An 18,824-nucleotide genomic window follows, 5' to 3' on the forward strand; every position below is an offset into this window, starting at 1 on the left:
GAATAGGGAACTAACTCATCTGAGTTATGCTCCCTATATTCTTTAATTAAAATGAGTCGTAAGCTTGACCGCTGGATATATCGTATTGGCATAAATACTTACTTTGGTGCGATTCGTATTATTTCGCCATTCCACTCAAAAGCAAAGGCAATGGTGGAGGGACGAAAAGCCATTTTTGACACCCTAAAATCCAAGCGAAAGGGAGATGAAGAATGGGTCATGATTCACACCTCTTCGGTGGGTGAATTTGAACAAGCACGCCCCATTATTGAATGGATTAGGAAAGAACATCCAGAGCTTAAGATATGTCTCACGTTCTTTTCACCTTCTGGATATAAAGCTTTTCAAAGCTATTCTCTGGCAGACATGGTCACGTACCTTCCGTTTGACAACTCTAGTACGTTACAAAGTTTTATAGAGCAATTAAGCCCAAAGTTTGTCTTAATAATAAAATATGAATTTTGGCTTCGTACCATTTCGCTGCTTCACAAAAATAACATCCCGATCTATCTTATATCATCAATATTCCGGGAAGAACAACCATTTTTCAAGAAAAGGATTGGAATCATCTTCCGTGAAGCATTAAGCCAAATCAAAATATTATTCATCCAGAATAAAGTATCTGCTGAATTACTAGAAGGTATTGACGTAAAAAACTATATCATTAGTGGCGATACCCGAATGGATAGAGTAGCTCAGATCAAAGAACAAGGGCATGAGATTAAGGAAATGGGTGACCTAAGGGATGTAGCACTGAAAGAAGGGAAAAAGATATTGGTAGCAGGTAGTACATGGGAAGCAGATGAAAAAATACTGCTTAAGTATGCTGGGCAGAAAGAAATCCTACTCATACTGGTACCGCACGAAGTTGATGAAGGGCATATACAGCAAATCATCAATAGATCTCCTCTCCCAACTACTCGTATCACAGAATGGGATAAAAAATCTCCCGAAGATGTTCAACTCTTAATCGTAGATAAGATAGGACTTTTATCCACCCTCTATAGATATGCTGATATTGCATACGTTGGTGGTGGCTTTGGAAAGGGTATTCACAATACCCTTGAGGCGGCTGTGTATGGAATTCCTATTTTGTTTGGACCTAAGTACCATAAGTTCCAAGAAGCAAAGGACCTCATTAATGTCGGAGCAGGCTTCAGTATTAAGTCATACAAAGGCTTTGCAGAACAGATGGATACGTTAGTCTCAGATCCAAGCTTACGAAAAAGTAGTGGTCAGGCAGCAAAAAATTTGGTTTACAATCAACTGGGTGCTACAGAGATTGTCACCTCGACTATAGAGAAAGATCTATTCAAATAGCCAACTAAGAGTGATGCACGATGGCGATCTAATACCTTGATTTTGCATTAGTGCTTTATCGCTCATAACTTCGCCCTAAAACTGATTCAGGGCAGGTCACTATTCCGCAAAAGACATATTGCTAATCAGAGATATAAGACCTCAGCGTTTATAAGTCCAAATCTTTGAGTTTATACTCTCGAACTGGAGCAATAGTAGAGAGCGAATCAAGGTCGATCTTCTTACGATCCCCGACAACTGTAAAAATCATAGGTTGATGGGCGATAAACCTGCTATGCACGTCGATAAGCTTTTGAAGAGACATACTCGATAATTCATCAAGGAGTAAGAGCGATAAATCCTTAGGTAATCCTTGTCTTATGTATGAGGCTAGTGTACGAGAACGCATCCTAAAGAATGGATAAAAGTTATAGATACTACTCTTCATCGCCTCCTGTGCAAAGTCATATCTACGAGTATCATCGGGAACTTGATGAACTAACTTATCCAAAATCGTGATAGCCTCCTGCAATTTATCAGCCTGCGTCCCGACGAAAAAGGTATAATGACTTCTTAAATCATTTCTTTGGTCATAGGATGGAAGATTCAGTGACGAAGAGACTCCATAAGCTAGAGAGCGATACTCCCTGATCTCTTGAAAAAGGAGAGATCCCATACCGCCACCACAATACTGATTATATAGGCGAAGAGCTGCGATTTCATCATCATCTGGATAACCTTCTATCGGCAGGTATGCTCTTACAATCGCCTGTGTTGCATTCGAATCATGCAGAAAATGAATATGCTTCTCTTTAGAGGGATTAGCCTCCAAATGCAAGTATTTACTCCATGGGGTGTCTATACTTTCAGTATCCAAGGAAGCCATTAAAGTGTCCCTAACCTCGTCTATTGCTAACGTCCCAGTATAGTGTACATCTAACTCGGTGTGCAGCACATACCGCAGCTCTTCTAACAAAGACGTAGGATTCAATCTTTTCAGATCAGACAGTTTAAGAGATCTGAAAAAGCTGGCTCTCTCTCCATACATAACGAAATCCATTAGCCTGTTTGATATTGCATTAGGATCCTTACGGAGGGCTTTGTCTGAGATCTCTTTCGCCTGAATGAGTTTGGACATTTTCTTCGGTTCCTCTAATGGAGCATACAGAAAATCGTGTAATAACTCTACTGTTTCGTGAAAGTATCGATCAAACCCAGTAACATTGATAAGAAAGAAGTTTTCCTTTGTCTCAAAGCTTATGGTTGCACCTATAGCTTGGAGCTTAGCATTCAATTCATCAGCCGAATATTTTTGACAGCCAACTAACTCAAGATACATACTCAGATACCTGGTAAGAGGATGAGTATATCTGGAGCGGAAGTGTATTAGTTCTAATGTAAATAGATCATTAACAGGGTTCTCTACTCGATACAGATTAGCCAAGCCAGAGGGATTTAAAGAGGTACTCTCCATATCCTTTTTGATATCAAGCGTACGTAGTGGCAATTCCTGTACAGAGATAGCTTCCAGTTTTTTTGCAAATGGTGACTTAGCGTGGCTATTAGGAGCTGATATAGGATCGTATGGAGGTTTTGCAAGCTTGTCTTTCTTGTACCGCCCAGTCTTTTTCTTAATCTCCAAAAAGTTCTTCGTTAGATACTTACGTGCAACGTCAGCTATATCCTTTTTCGTTAAAGCATCAAGCTTCTCAGCATCTTCGAGAAGATCACTCCAGCTCTTACCTTGAGCATAGAGCATAGATAATAGTCGTTGTCGCTGTTCTAGATTTTCTATTTGCAGCATCTGACTTCTTTTCTTTGACAGCTTCGCACATCTCAAGTCCTCTTCAGAAAAGTCTCCATCTATGATCCTTTGCAACTCCTTCATGATTAGCTTTTGTCCGCTGCTACTTCCTCTTAAGGGCTTGGAGATAGAGAGGAATCCAAATACACCCACGTCGTTCAGAGACAAGTTTATTGCAGAAGCCTCTACTAGCTCATTATTAAGGACTAGCTTATCCAGCCTACCGGTTTTACTCTCATTTGAAAGAAGGTCTTGAAGGACACCAAGGGCTATTTGATCATCATGAGTCGAAGGAGTAGTATGCCATACTCTTCCCGATGCCTGAAGCATAGGAATAGGCAGTTTAATCTTAAGCAGTTCATGCCCATTGAAAGGTCTAGGTGATGGTGCAAGAGTATGAGGAGTATGGCCTTTTTTTATTCTACCAAAAGTACTTTCTAGGAGGCTCTCAAGCCCTTCCCTACGAAAATCACCTGTAAGAATCAGAGCCATATTTCCCGCTACATACATTTTCTCAAAAAACGCTTGCATCTCATTCAGATCCGGTGACTTAAGGTTTTCTGAACTACCGATAATAGGATATTGGTATGGATGTGGTGCCATTACCTTTTGCATCACCCTCATGGTCGGTTCAGTAGAGAAGTTATCATCATACATATTCTTCTCCTCATATACTGTCTCTAGCTCACTTTGGAATAGTCTGAAGACGGGCTTAACCATTCTCTCGCTATTAAGCCAGCACCAGTGCTCAAGATATTGTGGCGTGAAAGTATTGAAAAAAATAGTATAATCGTAGGATGTCCCCGCATTAAGACCTGTACCCCCGTATTTATTAATAAGGTTATTAAAATCATTAGGGATGGCAAATTCAGCAGCCTGAATATTCAGCTTGTTAATCTCCCTTTGGATACTATCCTTTGTCTCCAGATCATCTGTCGCCTTAAGACGACTATAGTTGGCAGCTATCTCCTGGAGAAGAGGGGCTTCCTCAGCGTAATTGACGGTGCCTATGGTATCAGTGCCCTTGAACATAATATGTTCGAAGTAATGGGCAATACCACTATTAGGGGAGTCTTTCGCTCCAGCTCTTACCACCATTCCGCCATATACCTTTGGCTCAGAGGTGTCCTGTGATAGCCATACCGTAAGCCCATTGCTGAGCTTAATCTCCTCAATAATATTATTACCGTCCATTAATGCGATTGATTACGTAACTTGAGATTAATAATAACGATTTCCGAACGAGTCCCGATCCTGAAGGTCGATCCCGCTATACCATACCCCGAGCTAACCACGTATTGTGTATCCCCCTCCTTATACCATCCAAATGATTTAGGGAATCGAAGAGCCACCACCCAATTAAATGGTATGAACTGGCCATTATGTGTATGCCCATGCAATGCTAAGTCAATTCCATTTTCCTGACTTTCCTTCGTTGTGGCTGGCTGATGTTCTAAGAGTATAGTAGTGCTCCCCTGTGGTACTTTCTGCATAATCTGCTGCAGAGGTGGTCTGGGGTCTTGCGTTGCATCATCACGGGTCACTAGATAGAGACTATCTTCAATCTGTACAGCATCATTGATCATGAGTGTTCCAATCTCTTTCATCCACTCAATTTTCTTCTGCGTATCAGCGTAATATTCGTGATTTCCTAAGACATAGAAGACTTTACCACGGTCGGGAAGAAGCTCTTTTAGCATCTTAGTGATAGCAGGTTGTTTTTCAATAAAACTAAAATAGTAGTCCAGCATATCTCCCCCAAAGAAGATGTAGTCAGGGTCCTCTGCTTTAATCATACCTACCATTTGCTTGATCTGCTTCTCTCTAATAAACTCACCTATATGCACATCAGAGACAAAAGCAATCTTAAGATCTTTTTCCGGTCCTTTATGATCAAGCACTATATCATACTCATTGACAATGGGATGTGTGGTATTGTGATGGCCTATAATACATAGGATAATCGTGATTGGTATGAGAGTAATGAGGGTTATGCGTCTATAGTACTTAGCCTTTGCTTTTTGGAGAACTTTAGTCCATTCCAGGATAAAAATAGATAATATTGGTATTAAGGTATAAGAAAGCCATATCACAAGGAAGATATAGTAGCTATTTAAAATAACAAGCATATTGGCCAGTGTTTCATAACCCAATAGTCCTCTGAAGCACCATCCCCCCAAAAATATAATGTACAGGGTGATGATGACATCAATAGTAATACGTCTCAAGCGACTACCCTTTTCGGTACTGAGCCATATCAAAGTCCCCAATAATAGATGCATAAGACTTTGTCCGATGATTGATACAATAAATACGTGCATATGGTATTATCTTTTTAGTTACTGGTATCCAGAAAATCTACTTCTTTCTTAGACATCAGCTTTTTGAATTGAGTAATCATTATGTATGCTGTTATTAAAGAAAGAATATCAGAAATAGGTGAGGCGGCCCATATACCATCAAGCCCAAATCCAAGGCGAGGAAGGATATAGATTAGAGGGATCAGGTAAAAGACTTGACGTGAAAGACTGATGACCAAAGCACGCCAGGCGGAACCAATACTTTGGAAAAACTGCCCAGTAGAGATTTGGAACCCTACAGCCCATAAAGCAATAAGCTCAATCCTGATAGCTCTTTCAGCGACATCCAACATTTGATGATCAAAAGTGAACATCTTTGCCAATAATCGAGGAATAAAAAGTGCAAGCAAGGACCCTACTAGACCTATCAGCATATTAATTCTCCTCGTTGTGTAGTATGCCTCCTTAACTCTTGACATTTTTCCTGCCCCGTAATTATAACCAACGATAGGTTGCATCGCAAATGATAATCCCATCATGGTCATAACTATTAATGTCGCAATACTATTAACAATACCATAGGCTCCGACCGCATAGTCTCCTCCGTATGAGATAAGAGATGTATTTTTGAAAAGGTTAACAATACTGGCAGTTATCTGGATAGCAAATGGTGCAACACCAATACTGATAATCCCGATGATATGACGTTTGTGAAGTTTGAAGTTCTTTACCTTAATCGTGATAAGGCTCCTCTTATCCATAAAGTGGCTCATCACATATACAGCACTAACGAACATACTAATCATTGTAGCCCAGCCTATACCTTGAATGCCCATCTTGAAGACAAAGATGAATAACGGATCAAGAATAATGTTCATCCCAGCTCCTATGATCATTGCTGTCATAGCCTTACGTGGATAGCCAGTTGACCGCATGATTGCACTGTAGGAGTAAGTTAGGTTAGCAAAGATATTTGCAGGAATAACGATCTGGAGATACTCCTTGGCATAAGGAAGTGTATCTTGTGACGCTCCGAAACTAAGAAGCAAGTCATCCAAGAAAATCATCATCGTGATGATCAAAGTGAGTGAAGTAAGAATTGTCAGAACAAAAGCATTTCCTAGCAACCGTTCTGCTTCATCTTGTCTCTTTTGACCTAAGAGAATAGATATTCTGGCGGATGCTCCAGCCCCAATCAACACTCCAAAAGCTTGGAGGAATATTAGTATGGGAAATGTAACTGCTAATCCAGAGATAGCAAGACTACTCACACCCTGACCGATAAAGATTCGGTCTATAATGTTATAAAGAGAATTAACAAGCGAGCCAACTAAAGAGGGAACAGCATAGTATTTTAAAAGCAGAGGAACAGATAACACACCAAGATCATGTGCTGTAATTGTTTTATTTTCTCCTCTATTATTATCTCTCCTCTTAAATAGCTTTTGCATTAAGGACTTAATTGGTGATTATTTCGTCGTATCATTTTGAAATCATCCAAGCTTACTAATCATGTGCAGCTTGTCTTCATCCACTATCTTGATGCGTCTCCCATCAAGCATTACTACCTCTTCGTCGTGGAATGCACGTAATGTTCTTACAGCATTACTGGTGGTCATGTTACTCAGATCAGCCAGCTCATTTCTAGTCAAGTAAGCCTTGATAGTATTACCATCAGACTCGGTGCCAAACTTTTCCTTCAGCAGGAGTAATGACTCAGCCAGTCGTCCTCTGGTATGCTTCTGAGTTAAGGTCATTGTTAGCTCTCGACTTTCGCTAAGTCGTATTGACAAATCACTCATAAAGTAGATACCTACTCTGGGGTTAGCTTCGAGAATCACTTCTAGACTCCTAATAGGAATCAGACAGATCAAACTGTCTTCCACCGCAGTAGCACTAGTATAAGATGGTCCTGATGCGAAATGCGAATAATAGCCAAAAAATTCTTTCGACCTAACCATCCGAAGGATCTGTGTGCGATCTCCATCTTGCGTTATCTTGACCTGACCATGAACTAGGATAAAGGCGTTCTGAGGAATTGATTTGGCTTCATATATAACCTCACCTCGCTTGTATATATAATAACTCGACCAAATCAAAAGTTCTTCTCTCTCACTATCTGAGAGAAGACTCCAGAGCTTTGGCATTATATTGGAGAGGTGAGGGCTATTTTCCCTTTTTAGAACAATCTTTTCCTTCATATCCGAATAAGTAGTGCACACAAATGATACCCCAATTCATCTTGTTATAAAACGTATTGGATGTTTTCTATCAGACAAAGATACCATATTTTCTTTGAAAAATCTTTATCATTTTAGGTTTGGCTCCGAGGCAACGTCTTAGAGTATCTTGGAGATGCACCATTATTCGTATTTCCAAAAAGCCTCTTTGATGATCTCACCCACATAAGTACACCTTATCAGTACACTTCAGTTCGATTTTAGTGCTATTCACCTCATTGCTAAGATAAGAAAATAAATAGATGAATCTTCTCCTTATGAAAAACACCTTTCTGATACCTTATTACCGTTCGCAAGCTGCACTCCTACAAGATCCCTAAGAACACTACAAAAATCAATAAAAACACCCATAATTCACTGAAATACATGAACAAATAAAGGGGCAAAAAAACATACTCATGGTACCTATTCGTTCCAACTACAAGCAGTCAAAAATTTAGTTATAAGAAACAGATCTTCTTCCTATAGGAAAAAATTATGCTCTCTATAGGACGAAGATTTGTTTCTTATATCAAAAAATACTACTACTCAAATAGGCGGTAATCGAGAAGCTGTAGAAGGATATCGTGAGACGCTCACATCATAAAAATCAGATCCATTTAATAGCTAATGAAAAGACTTCATACTCAGTTGATAACTAAGCATGAAGTCTTAAGGTAATGGTTTGTAATAAGATACAATCTATACTATAGATTAAACAATAGAAGACAAAGTCTCCAAGAATAGTTTGACATCCTCCTCCGTTGTATCCCACGAAGTTACCAGACGTACCTCATTAATGCTTTCATTCCAATAATAGAAGTGGTAATATTTTTCCAACTCCTTAGATACCTCTGAAGGTAAAGTGAAAAAGATCTGATTGGCTTCGTTTTTTTGAGTAAAACGAACTGAAGATATTTCACTTAGTCCATTAACTAACTGACTAGCTCTCTCATTAGCGACTTTAGCGTTCCGAAGCCATAGATTATCAGTAAGAAAGGCTATGTACTGAGCAGCAAGGTATCGTGACTTACTCGCCAATTGGCAAGCTTGCTTACGAGCATACATAGCCTCATCCCATAAGTCTGGATTGAATACAACTACACACTCGGCACCCATCAGACCATTTTTGGTGCCTCCGAAGGTCAGAGTATCAACTCCTGCTGCTCCAGAAAAGTCGTCTATAGAACAACCCAATGAGACCACAGCATTAGAGACTCTTGCACCGTCCATGTGAACCTTCATCCCATTACGATGAGCAAAATCGCAAAGTTCCTTCACTTCATCTGGAGTATATACTGTCCCTAATTCACTACATTGACTGATATACACTGCACCAGGCTGAGAATGGTGATCAACTCCAAAATTAACCATCAAGGGTTGGAGATCTTCACACCTCAGCTTACCATCTTTAGTTTTGATTTGCTTTACCATACAGCCAGTAGCCTTAGCTGGAGCACCGCACTCATCCACCGCAATGTGCCCCGTTTCAGCAGTATAGATAAAATGATATGGCCTAGTCATGGCTTGCAGTGCCATGGTGTTACTACCAGTTCCATTGAAGACAAAAAAGACCTTACAGGGACGTTCAAAAAGGCTCTCGACCATTTTGGCAGCTCGCTCTGTCCATGGGTCTTCCCCATATCCAAATGCATGTCCTTGATTGGCCTCGTGCAATGCCTCTAAAATAGATGGGTGGACACTAGAATTATTATCACTAGCAAAACTTCTCATATCAACTAAAACGCAAAAGGGTTCAAAAAAAAATCTTTCTTGGAAAATAGAGATGATAAGTGCACATCTCAAATACGTTCAAAGATAATAAATTCATCAATCAATTAGTGATACAGGCTATAAAAATAATTTGATTTAGTGAGAAAGGTAACGATCCTCATTTTTTAAATCAAAGACCTACCAATTATCATACTCTACGTAGGGTATCCTTTTTATAGAGACAGCCCTAAACCTATTATTCTCTCAAGCTAAGAAATTGAACTTGTAAATAACGTTTATAAATATTAAATATTTTGTTATATTTGATAATAGATACTCACGCAATGTTCTTAAGATGCTTATTGTGAATCGACAGAAGCCATCAAAAAGTTTCATTGAATTATTTATATTGGTTGATAAATCCTTAAACGCTAAAAATATTCTAATTATGAACACTATGGATACCAAACGTCTTCTAAATGATGCTCTTTCCCCCTACACCGCCATCGCCAGTGTTATGGCTGGAATTACCGTTCTGCTTTGGCTTGTGATTATTATGACGATGTCCTTATCTGCTGAACAGCGTATTTGGGGTACGGTAATAATGATTTCATTGTGTTTGATCATTTTTCTCGTCTACGAAAAGACGACGAAGAAATTACAAAGAGATAGAAGAAACAATGATGTCGAGCTTATACCTATAGAGCATTCAGACATCTTTGTTAAAAAAGAGGCAGTGGCTGGATCTGGAGCTATGTATATTCCCATCTTAGGACGCCTTTTCCCAAAACTTTGGGGACCAAAGATGACCATAGTAGATATCACTTATGCCAATGGTCTTGATGGTAAACAATATCGGATCATTCAAGACGCAAATAAAGGGGAACAATTGTACAAGGTAGAAGGACGCACCTCCAATGTACATCTAGGCTTTGTCCTCCTATAACCTACTAATCACTAAGAACATAACGTTATGATGAGAAGGATATTATCGATTAACTTGCTAGCAATAATCATTGCATCTAATATGCTTTTTGCACAAGAAAGCACGAATCAAATAGACTCGTTGAAGGGGTTGTCTATTGTATATGGCGTACAACAGCCAGTTATGCTTGAGAATAATATTATCTTAGAAAAAGATACGATACAACTTACCTCCACAGGCACTAAGTCTATTTGGAAAGCATGGGATAAAGAGCGTAGATCTCATCAAGAAGTTGAGCGTCAAAAAGCTGTACACAGGAGACTGTCAGATAGAATAGCAGTATTTTACTCTACTATTAATGAACTTCGCATCTCGATGAGAGAAAAAGGGGAAGAACTCAATATGGAAAACTTCCACTCTTGGGATCCTACTATGATGACCGAAGTAATGATAACAGATAATCTATCAAAACAAAGTAAGGTATATGCTGTAGAGCAGAATGTGGCTATAGTAGCTAGTCTGCCACTGCCAGAGCTTGATTGGATAATAACTTCAGACACAGCTACTATTCAAGGTATGCTGTGTGAAAAAGCTCAAGTCAACTGGAATGGAAGAGATTGGGAGGCATGGTTTACGAGATCTATACCGCTTGTGGACGGCCCATCTACTTTCAAAGGACTACCAGGGCTAATAGTGAAGGTACAGGATAGTGAGGAGTTATACAAATATGAGTTGCTAGGTCTAAAAGAGGAGTGGGTGCCTGCTTCATTATTTGAAGTGCCTAAGGTAGAGAAAACCATGGAGATTTCAGAGAAGCAACTCAATGAATATATGGCTGGTAAACTAATGTATAGGATGGGATACACCATAGGAGCTGACGGGACGGTCTATTACATTAAGAATCCTATGCTATATAGACTACTTCAATAGGGATGAAGAGCTCACTCAGCAACACTCCTCTTTCATTAACACTACTTATACTATTACTATTTTGGACCCCTCTTACTCTTGGGGCCCAATCAGTGGTCAATGGAGTGGTAAAACATGAATCTTCTCTAGTAGTGATACCAGGTGCTGTTGTATCGCTAATTAATGAAGATGATGGTAAAACATTAGCATACCAAGTATCGAAAAGCGATGGTAGCTTTATGCTGAAAGTGAGCAATAAGGTAGATCAAAAAGTAATCCTATCGGTAAAAGCATTGGGATATAAAAATTATGAAAAAGTCCTAGCTCTAAAAGAAAAAGATCATCGTATAGTAGATGTTTTTCTAGAAGAGAGCGTCACCGTACTGGAGGAGATAGTTGTTAAACAGTCCAGTATTAGCCAGCAAGGTGATACTATTAGCTACCTAGCCAACCTTTTTCGAAAGACAGATGATCGCACACTCTCAGACCTCTTAGAGCGACTACCTGGACTTTCTGTATCAAGTACAGGGCAGATCTCATACAATGGCGAGCCGATCAGTAAATTTTATGTGGAAGGTCTTGATCTATTGCAAGGGAAGTATGGTATCGCAGCTCAGAACGTTGATATTGATCAGGTAGCATCAATACAAGTACTGGAGAATCATCAACCGCTTAGAATCCTTAAGGATATAGAAGTTCCTACAGCTGCAGCGATTAATATCAAACTGAAAAGGTCAGCGTTAGGAGCTTTTTTCGGTAAAGCTAAGCTAGGAGCTGGCTTACCGACGAAGCATCTCTTCAGTAATGAATTCTCCATTATGCGATTTGCCAATCAGCAGCAGAATATGCTCGTGCTTAAGCAAGATAATAGTGGTCGAGACATTGGCATAGAACTAACGGATCAATATCTGGATTGGAGCCCAAGTGTTCCTCAGTTTCTTTCTCTCACAAGGAATTATCCTCCAATAGATGAACGTTACACTCGCAAAAACAATCTCTTTTTTGGCTCGTATAATAACCTTTTACTTATAGACTCACTTTCCACCCTTACCGTCAATGTGGATTATAAATATGATCGTCTAACTTATGCCGAAAGGAGAGAGAGGCAAGTTTACCAACCAAGTGGAGGTATCTATCACCTGATTGAGGAGAGTAAGAGTAGAGAAAAAGAAAATGCTTTTTCGGCTAAAATAAACTTTGAGCGGAATACAGAGACGAAGTATATACAGAATAAAACTACTCTGCAGAAGAAAAGCAATAAGTGGGACGGTGGAGTCTGGGTGAATGGTGCTATGACAGCACTTCTCCTGAATACTCCCAGCTTCGAGGTAAATAACAGTTTCTCACTTATGAATAGTGCAGATAATGGAGGTCTCAGTCTCAAATGGAACGCCTCATATATGACCACTCTGAATCAATTGGAGGTAAGTCCATTTTCATCCCATCTAGCTCAAGGACTTATAAGTAATCATGCGACAGAAGATAATTTAATAGCTAATCAGGAGCTAAATTACTCAAGCTTTAGTACTCAACTGAAGATAGCTAAAACTTACCGAAGGAGTCAAGGATCTGCAGATTTATATGCCAACGTAGACTATGGAAGGCACATGTTAGACTCCAGATTGTTACTTGGGAGCGAGGCAGCAAAAAATGGGCTCAATGATATTATCTATAATACCCTACCTTACAGATAGGAACCTCACTGAGATATAATTCGCTCAAATGGTTTGTGAACCTTAATATCCCCATCATATACCATTTTACTAAAAGTAGAATTGAAGAGCTTCACTACTTTAGATTTTTACCAACCCTGACGCTTAACTACCGCCCTTCTATAAATTGGGATCTTAGTCTATATGCTGCACACAGAGATGAAGCACCATCCTATACTGATGAGATGACAGGAGTAGTCTTACTGAATAATAATATGTTGATGAGTCGCGACTTGAAAACTCCAAAGAAGAATATCATGAACTTAGGTGGTCGGATACACTATAAGAACATTCAAAAAGCCTTTTTCATGACACTTTGGGTAAATTCTAGCACCAACTGGATGAACTCTTTAGCAGATGTCAGCTTCGAGGATAACGCCTTTAATCTCAAGCTTATTGCCTATCCTCATCGCACGACCTCATGGAACATAGGTGCTGAAGTAGATTGGTACCTAAGGGCTCTCGGTACAAAAATTAGCCTTAATCCCCAAATGATATTGGCTAACAGTAAAGCGGTGAGAGATCATAAGCCTATAGATATCCAAAATAGAATTTATTCCATAGTAGGCAGTGCTGATATGGTGCCATTGGAGTGGTTACGAACCCGCTATATAGGTAAGGTATCACTTGCCTTACACCAAGTCGCTCATAGCGACGAAACCCCTCGACAAGACCAATCACATACGCTTTCGCTCTCCCTATTTCCTACAAAAGGACTCGAAATACAAGGGAAGCTCACATACACCTCTACTAGGATACAGAGACAGTATTCAGATGCACTACTAGGGGATCTAACTATGTCATACGTATTTAACAAGCATTTTGAGGTTGTAGGAGAGTGGAATAATGTCTTCAACTCCAGTAGTCTCATCGTTACAGAACCTATTAGTTCAGATATCCTGTCCACTCTCTTTTATTTTAGACCATCAGAAGTATTGTTTCGATGCATTTTTACTTTCTGATAATTAGTCCTAATAAGACGCGAGTTCGATTTAAGCAACTGTAACAAGAGCCTCTTTATCAATGATTCCAAGATTTAAGGAAGGCTTTTTAGGCATCAAGTTGTACGCAAGTAACCCTGAAACCAGATTGACTACGAAGTTATTAATACTACGATGTCTCGTATGTTCTATTTGGCATACGTTCTTTAAGAGATCATTGACTGTTTCTATGATAGATCTCTTTCGAAGGAGAATTTTATCATGAATATGCATTAGAGCATTTTTCATATTCTTTTTTATCGGACACCAATATATAAATATTGAATATTTTGTTATATTTGATAATAGATACTCATGCAATGTTCTTAAGATGCTTATTATGAATAGATAGGAGCCATCAAAAAAGTTTCTTTGAATTATTTATATTGATTGATAAATCCTTAAACTCTAAAAATATTCTAATTATGAACACTATGGATACCAAACGCCTTCTAAATGATGCTCTTTCCCCCTACACCGCCATCGCCAGTGTTATGGCTGGAATTACCGTTCTGCTTTGGCTTGTGATTATTATGACTATGTCCTTATCTGCTGAACAGCGCATTTGGGGTACGGTAATAATGATTTCATTGTGTATGATCATTTTTCTCATCTACGAAAAGACGACGAAGAAATTACAAAGAGATAGAAAAAACAATGATGTCGAGCTTATACCTATAGAGCACTCAGACATCTTTGTTAAAAAAGAGGCAGTGGCTGGATCTGGAGCTATGTATATTCCCATCTTAGGACGCCTATTCCCAAAACTTTGGGGACCAAAGATGACCATAGTAGATATCACTTATGCCAATGGTCTTGATGGTAAACAGTATCGGATCATTCAAGACGCAAATAAAGGGGAACAATTGTACAAGGTAGAAGGACGCACCTCCAATGTACATCTAGGCTTTGTCCTCTTATAACTCACTAATCACTAAGAACATAACGTTATGATGAGAAGGATATTATCAATTAACTTGCTGGCAGTAATCATCATAACATGCGTTATAATTTCTTTTACTTACAACACTTTTAATATTTTCGGAGTTTTATTTTAAAATAAAAAATTCAGCCATGAAGACAAAGGCAAAATTTATTTTAGTGTTAAGTATTGGACTTTTGGCATTATGTAGTTGCAATAAAAAGCAATCAGATAAGCATGATGAAGAGGAGGGACAAGTGGAAGAAGTGATTATTCCAGATGGAGCTTTCCCATTTACCTTTTATAGTAATCATCTATACATTAAGGGTGCTACTGACAGCATTGAGGGTAACTATGTGTTTGACACAGGTGCTTGGGGACTTTATGTTGATAGTACTTATTATGCGGAGAAAGGTTTTTCTCATAAATCTTTAGTAGATGCACATATTTCTGGTGCAGGAAGTTCTACCCAGCGTATCAATCTAATAAAGGATAGGGTGCATTTTGATTTTTATGGCTATGCTTATGATGTTGAGTATGTTCCAATTATTCAGCTAAAAGAGATCTTGGGAGATTATGCAGATGGGATAATAGGTATGGAGTACTTTAGAGACTCAGTCCTTGAGATAAACTATACAAAGGAGTATATGAAGATTTACTCATCTATTGACTCCTTAGACTTGACGGATTATAGTAAAGTGGACTTGGTAAGTAGTGATCGTAAGCTACATGTTCCTTTGGCGATAATGGTAAATGATTCCGTACAGATAGCTGGTAACTTTTTACTGGATTTTGGTTCAGGCTCCTCTGTCATCATTTCGAGTAGCGTGTCCAAGGAGTACGATTTATATTCAGTAATTTCCAATAAGCTCAGATACTTTACCAAGTATGGTGGGATAGGGGGTGAATCAGAACAATATGATTTTTCTGCAAATACGGTGCGGTTATCTGACTATGTAATTAATGACATGTGGGTGTCATACTCTACAGATAAAGAGGGTGCGTTATCTTCTAGAGATTATATGGGGATATTGGGCAATGAGATTTTGTCCCAATTTGATATTTATATAGACTTTATAAATAATCATTTATACCTTAAGCCCAATAAGAATTACGATAAGATAAGTGCATTTCCACGATTGGGATTCGGGTACGTTAATAGGAAAGAGACCTTGGGCTGCTGGGTTGTTACTGGGCTATATCAATCCTTCTCGGCAGAACTGGGTGGACTACAGATTGATGACAGAATCATCGAGGTTAATGGTACTAAGGTAACGGATATCAATTATGGAGTGGATCTCTTCGAAAATGTAGAAGACGTTAATCTCATGGTCAAGAGGGGGGACGAATTGATGCAGATAAGCTTTAGCCTTAAGCCATTAGTTTAGCAAATATGAAAGCACAATAAAAAACCTCTGAAATCATATCCTTTAAATACCAACAGATTATTATAAAGAAAGAGGTCTGGAATATAAGAGGAAACAAACAGAGCAATAGAGGGAAATTTGCTAACTTTGTTCGTTATATGATTTCAATAGAGAGTAATGAAAGGAAAACTATTATACGCTGCAATAATCTTAGTCATTAGCCTAGTAGGGCTTTCTGCTCAAGATTTTGAGGAGAGATGGGAGGATGAGATACCGTTAGGTCTTAAAGTATCCACAGAGCTACAAGGGGGGGGCTATAGTGGGACATCTGCTGCGTTCTGGAGTGTTCATGGGCAGGGTGGAAGACGCTCGCTTGCTCCAACCTCTGCGTTATTGGACATCACCACGTCATACAAGTATCAGCTGGGTAAGGGACATTACCTAACGGGTGTCTTTGAAGGATTGATGGAATCGGGCATGAAACCCATCTATAGACTCAGACAACTGGGTATAGGTTACAAGAATGACTGGGTGGGCATTAAGCTTGGTGCGATGGATTATCAGCAACCTATAGACTTTTCCCCTCAGACATCTGGTGCAATGGTCTTATCAAATAATGCACTCCCTATTCCAATGGTCTTGCTGCACACCAATGACTTCATAGAGATTCCCAAGACGAATGGAATACTCTCGCTTTATGCAGACTTCTCCGTCGGAAGATTTTTTGAAAATAGATATCACCAGCTTACGTATCCAGGAGCTCCTGATCGATACTACACGGTAGGCACATTATGGCACCATAAGACCGGCTACCTAAGGATAGGAAAAGAAGATGGGACACTTCCCCTTACTCTGACCGTTGGTGGGACACACGCAGCTCAGTGGGGAGGGCATCATCACGGATTAGAAAAAAGTGAGCCCGCGTCATTTAAGGATTTCTTTCGTGTGATTATGGGGAAAAGTGGAGGTAGCGATGCCACCACAAGTGATCAAATCAATGTCCTTGGTAATCATTTTGGACAATATCTCATGGAGCTGGCATGGCATACGCCAAGCCACAGATTCCAACTGTATCACCTACATATCTTTGAGGACAAATCTGGTATAGAGCTGAATAATGGGCCTGATGGTTTATGGGGGTTACATGTTACATTCAAGAAAAAGTCATCCCCCATCAGCCACGCTTTGGTAGAATATATCACCACCATGAATCAATCAGGACCATTCCACATCTTGGACTTTTACCGTCCGAATGGCGAAGGCCGTGGCGGCGGTGCTGATGGATACTATAGTAATGGAGAGTATAGAAGTGGGGCTACCTACGTAGGGATGAATATAGGGAACCCTCTCCTTATTCCTCGTGCTTACAAGGATTATCTTGAAGATGATGCCAAGAGATACCAACACAATAGGATTCAAGCTTTTCACTTTGGTATTAGCGGAACGTTAGAGCAACTCTGGAATATCAAGTATGAAGCTAAGCTGACACTCGCGAAGTCATGGGGTAGCTTTTACTCTCGCCCTGAGAAGCCCTTCCATGCCACCTACAGTTATCTAAGGGTGCAAGCACCAATAGAGTATTTCAAAGGACTCTATGTAGGTTTAGAAGCTGGCATGGACTTCGGAAAATATACACCTAAAACCTTAGGCGGAGGGATTTCCCTTCAATACCACTTTAATAAGGAACACTTTTAATCCGTATCACAATCAGTACATCAGCATGGACATCTCATTCATTATTCCTATCTATAATAGACCTTCTGAGCTTCGAGATCTACTGGAATCCTTCTCTAAGCTCCAATCTACAGATATTCACTATGAGATTATTATAGTCGAAGATGGCTCGACCAACTCTTCAGCGTTTATAGCTCAGGAATTCCAACATATCCTCCCCATAAAATATATTCAACAGTCTAATACAGGACCTGGTGGTGCTCGAAATCGTGGGGCAAAGGAGGCGACGGGTGAGTACCTCCACTTTCTTGATAGTGACACTATACTCCCACCCTTATTTTTAAGAGCCTTAGTCGCTGAAATGCAATTGAATAAAGCAGACCTTTTCGGTGGCCCAGACAGAGCAGCGGATAACTTTACTGCGATTCAGAAAGCGATAAACTTTAGTATGACCTCACTCTTCACCTCTGGTGGAATTAGAGGAGCTAAGAAGAGTGTGGACTCTTTCTATCCTCGCACCTTTAACATGGGGATAAGGAGAAGCATCTTCGAGCAACTAGGAGGATTCCGAAAAGGGATGAGGTATGGAGAAGACCTAGACTTAAGCATGAGAGCTATAGAAGCTGGCTATCGCTCAGCCTTATACCCAGAAGCGTGGCTATATCACAAAAGGAGGGTAACTTATAGTGATTTTTTCCAACAGGTGAGGCATAGTGGAAGAGCTAGAATCATACTGGATCATTTTCATCCTGGTACACTTAAGCCAGTACACTATCTACCAACCATTTTCGTCATTATAAATGTGCTCTCAGTATTCGGTGTATTCATTCCATTTATTCTCCTCTATGCGTTATTGATTTTCATCAGTGGTAGCATTCAGATGGATAGTATGAATATGGGGCTTCATGCCGTTGCTGCAACGTACGTTCAGCACTTCGGATATGGCATTGGGTTTATGGAAGAGTATTGGAACAGACGAATAAAGAAATAAGAATTAGAA

Annotated in this window: 14 protein-coding genes and 1 pseudogene; 9 read left to right on the forward strand and 6 right to left on the reverse strand. The window is 39.6% G+C overall.

What is annotated here, in order from left to right; genetic code table 11:
• Positions 1 to 51: 51 nt before the first annotated feature.
• The gene (locus QYZ87_01725) at positions 52 to 1,320 is read left to right on the forward strand and encodes a glycosyltransferase N-terminal domain-containing protein (protein ID MDN4753258.1); all 1,269 of its coding nucleotides are present in this window, start codon (positions 52 to 54) and stop codon (positions 1,318 to 1,320) included.
• A 148-nt stretch (positions 1,321 to 1,468) separates the two neighbouring features.
• Here QYZ87_01725 and QYZ87_01730 read toward each other — a convergent pair whose 3' ends face one another.
• The 5 genes from QYZ87_01730 to QYZ87_01750 all read right to left on the reverse strand — a co-directional run bounded on the left by QYZ87_01730 (position 1,469) and on the right by QYZ87_01750 (position 9,356).
• On the reverse strand, positions 1,469 to 4,297 hold the full coding sequence (locus tag QYZ87_01730) for an insulinase family protein (protein ID MDN4753259.1): 2,829 nt from the start codon (positions 4,295 to 4,297) through the stop codon (positions 1,469 to 1,471).
• Positions 4,297 to 5,424, reverse strand: coding sequence for a metallophosphoesterase (locus QYZ87_01735; GenBank protein ID MDN4753260.1), 1,128 nt, complete (start codon positions 5,422 to 5,424; stop codon positions 4,297 to 4,299). Before QYZ87_01735 ends, QYZ87_01730 begins: the two co-directional genes overlap by 1 nt.
• A 14-nt stretch (positions 5,425 to 5,438) precedes the next feature.
• Positions 5,439 to 6,854 (reverse strand): MATE family efflux transporter, encoded by a 1,416-nt coding sequence (locus QYZ87_01740; protein ID MDN4753261.1) that lies wholly within the window; start codon positions 6,852 to 6,854, stop codon positions 5,439 to 5,441.
• 42 nt (positions 6,855 to 6,896) lie between these two features.
• A complete protein-coding gene (locus tag QYZ87_01745; GenBank protein ID MDN4753262.1) occupies positions 6,897 to 7,604 on the reverse strand; it encodes a Crp/Fnr family transcriptional regulator in 708 nt (235 codons plus the stop codon).
• A gap of 732 nt (positions 7,605 to 8,336) precedes the next feature.
• Positions 8,337 to 9,356, reverse strand: a complete 1,020-nt coding sequence (locus QYZ87_01750; GenBank protein ID MDN4753263.1) for a low specificity L-threonine aldolase — start codon at positions 9,354 to 9,356, stop codon at positions 8,337 to 8,339.
• A gap of 427 nt (positions 9,357 to 9,783) precedes the next feature.
• Here QYZ87_01750 and QYZ87_01755 point away from each other — a divergent pair, with 427 nt between their 5' ends.
• The 4 genes from QYZ87_01755 to QYZ87_01770 are packed head-to-tail and all read left to right on the forward strand — an operon-like array spanning position 9,784 to position 13,843.
• Positions 9,784 to 10,281, forward strand: a complete 498-nt coding sequence (locus QYZ87_01755; protein ID MDN4753264.1) for a hypothetical protein — start codon at positions 9,784 to 9,786, stop codon at positions 10,279 to 10,281.
• Between the two features lie 27 nt (positions 10,282 to 10,308).
• Positions 10,309 to 11,190 carry a GLPGLI family protein gene (locus QYZ87_01760; protein ID MDN4753265.1) on the forward strand — a complete coding sequence of 294 codons (882 nt, stop codon included), beginning with the start codon at positions 10,309 to 10,311 and terminating at the stop codon, positions 11,188 to 11,190.
• A gap of 2 nt (positions 11,191 to 11,192) precedes the next feature.
• Positions 11,193 to 12,863, forward strand: a complete 1,671-nt coding sequence (locus tag QYZ87_01765) for a hypothetical protein (GenBank protein MDN4753266.1) — start codon at positions 11,193 to 11,195, stop codon at positions 12,861 to 12,863.
• Between the two features lie 35 nt (positions 12,864 to 12,898).
• The gene (locus QYZ87_01770) at positions 12,899 to 13,843 is read left to right on the forward strand and encodes a hypothetical protein (protein ID MDN4753267.1); all 945 of its coding nucleotides are present in this window, start codon (positions 12,899 to 12,901) and stop codon (positions 13,841 to 13,843) included.
• A 30-nt stretch (positions 13,844 to 13,873) separates the two neighbouring features.
• On the opposite strand, the pseudogene QYZ87_01775 reads toward QYZ87_01770, so the two are convergent.
• Positions 13,874 to 14,122, reverse strand: a pseudogene (locus QYZ87_01775) (transposase).
• 164 nt (positions 14,123 to 14,286) lie between these two features.
• Here QYZ87_01775 and QYZ87_01780 point away from each other — a divergent pair.
• From QYZ87_01780 to QYZ87_01795, 4 genes are all read left to right on the forward strand, one after another.
• Positions 14,287 to 14,784: a hypothetical protein gene (locus QYZ87_01780; protein ID MDN4753268.1), complete on the forward strand. Its 498-nt coding sequence runs from the start codon at positions 14,287 to 14,289 to the stop codon at positions 14,782 to 14,784.
• Between the two features lie 151 nt (positions 14,785 to 14,935).
• Positions 14,936 to 16,171, forward strand: a complete 1,236-nt coding sequence (locus QYZ87_01785) for a PDZ domain-containing protein (protein ID MDN4753269.1) — start codon at positions 14,936 to 14,938, stop codon at positions 16,169 to 16,171.
• 156 nt (positions 16,172 to 16,327) lie between these two features.
• On the forward strand, positions 16,328 to 17,845 hold the full coding sequence (locus tag QYZ87_01790) for a capsule assembly Wzi family protein (protein ID MDN4753270.1): 1,518 nt from the start codon (positions 16,328 to 16,330) through the stop codon (positions 17,843 to 17,845).
• A 25-nt stretch (positions 17,846 to 17,870) separates the two neighbouring features.
• A complete protein-coding gene (locus QYZ87_01795; protein ID MDN4753271.1) occupies positions 17,871 to 18,815 on the forward strand; it encodes a glycosyltransferase in 945 nt (314 codons plus the stop codon).
• Positions 18,816 to 18,824: the final 9 nt, after the last annotated feature.

The sequence above is a fragment of the Porphyromonadaceae bacterium W3.11 genome (assembly GCA_030434245.1).
In the GTDB taxonomy this organism is placed as follows: domain Bacteria; phylum Bacteroidota; class Bacteroidia; order Bacteroidales; family Porphyromonadaceae; genus Porphyromonas_A.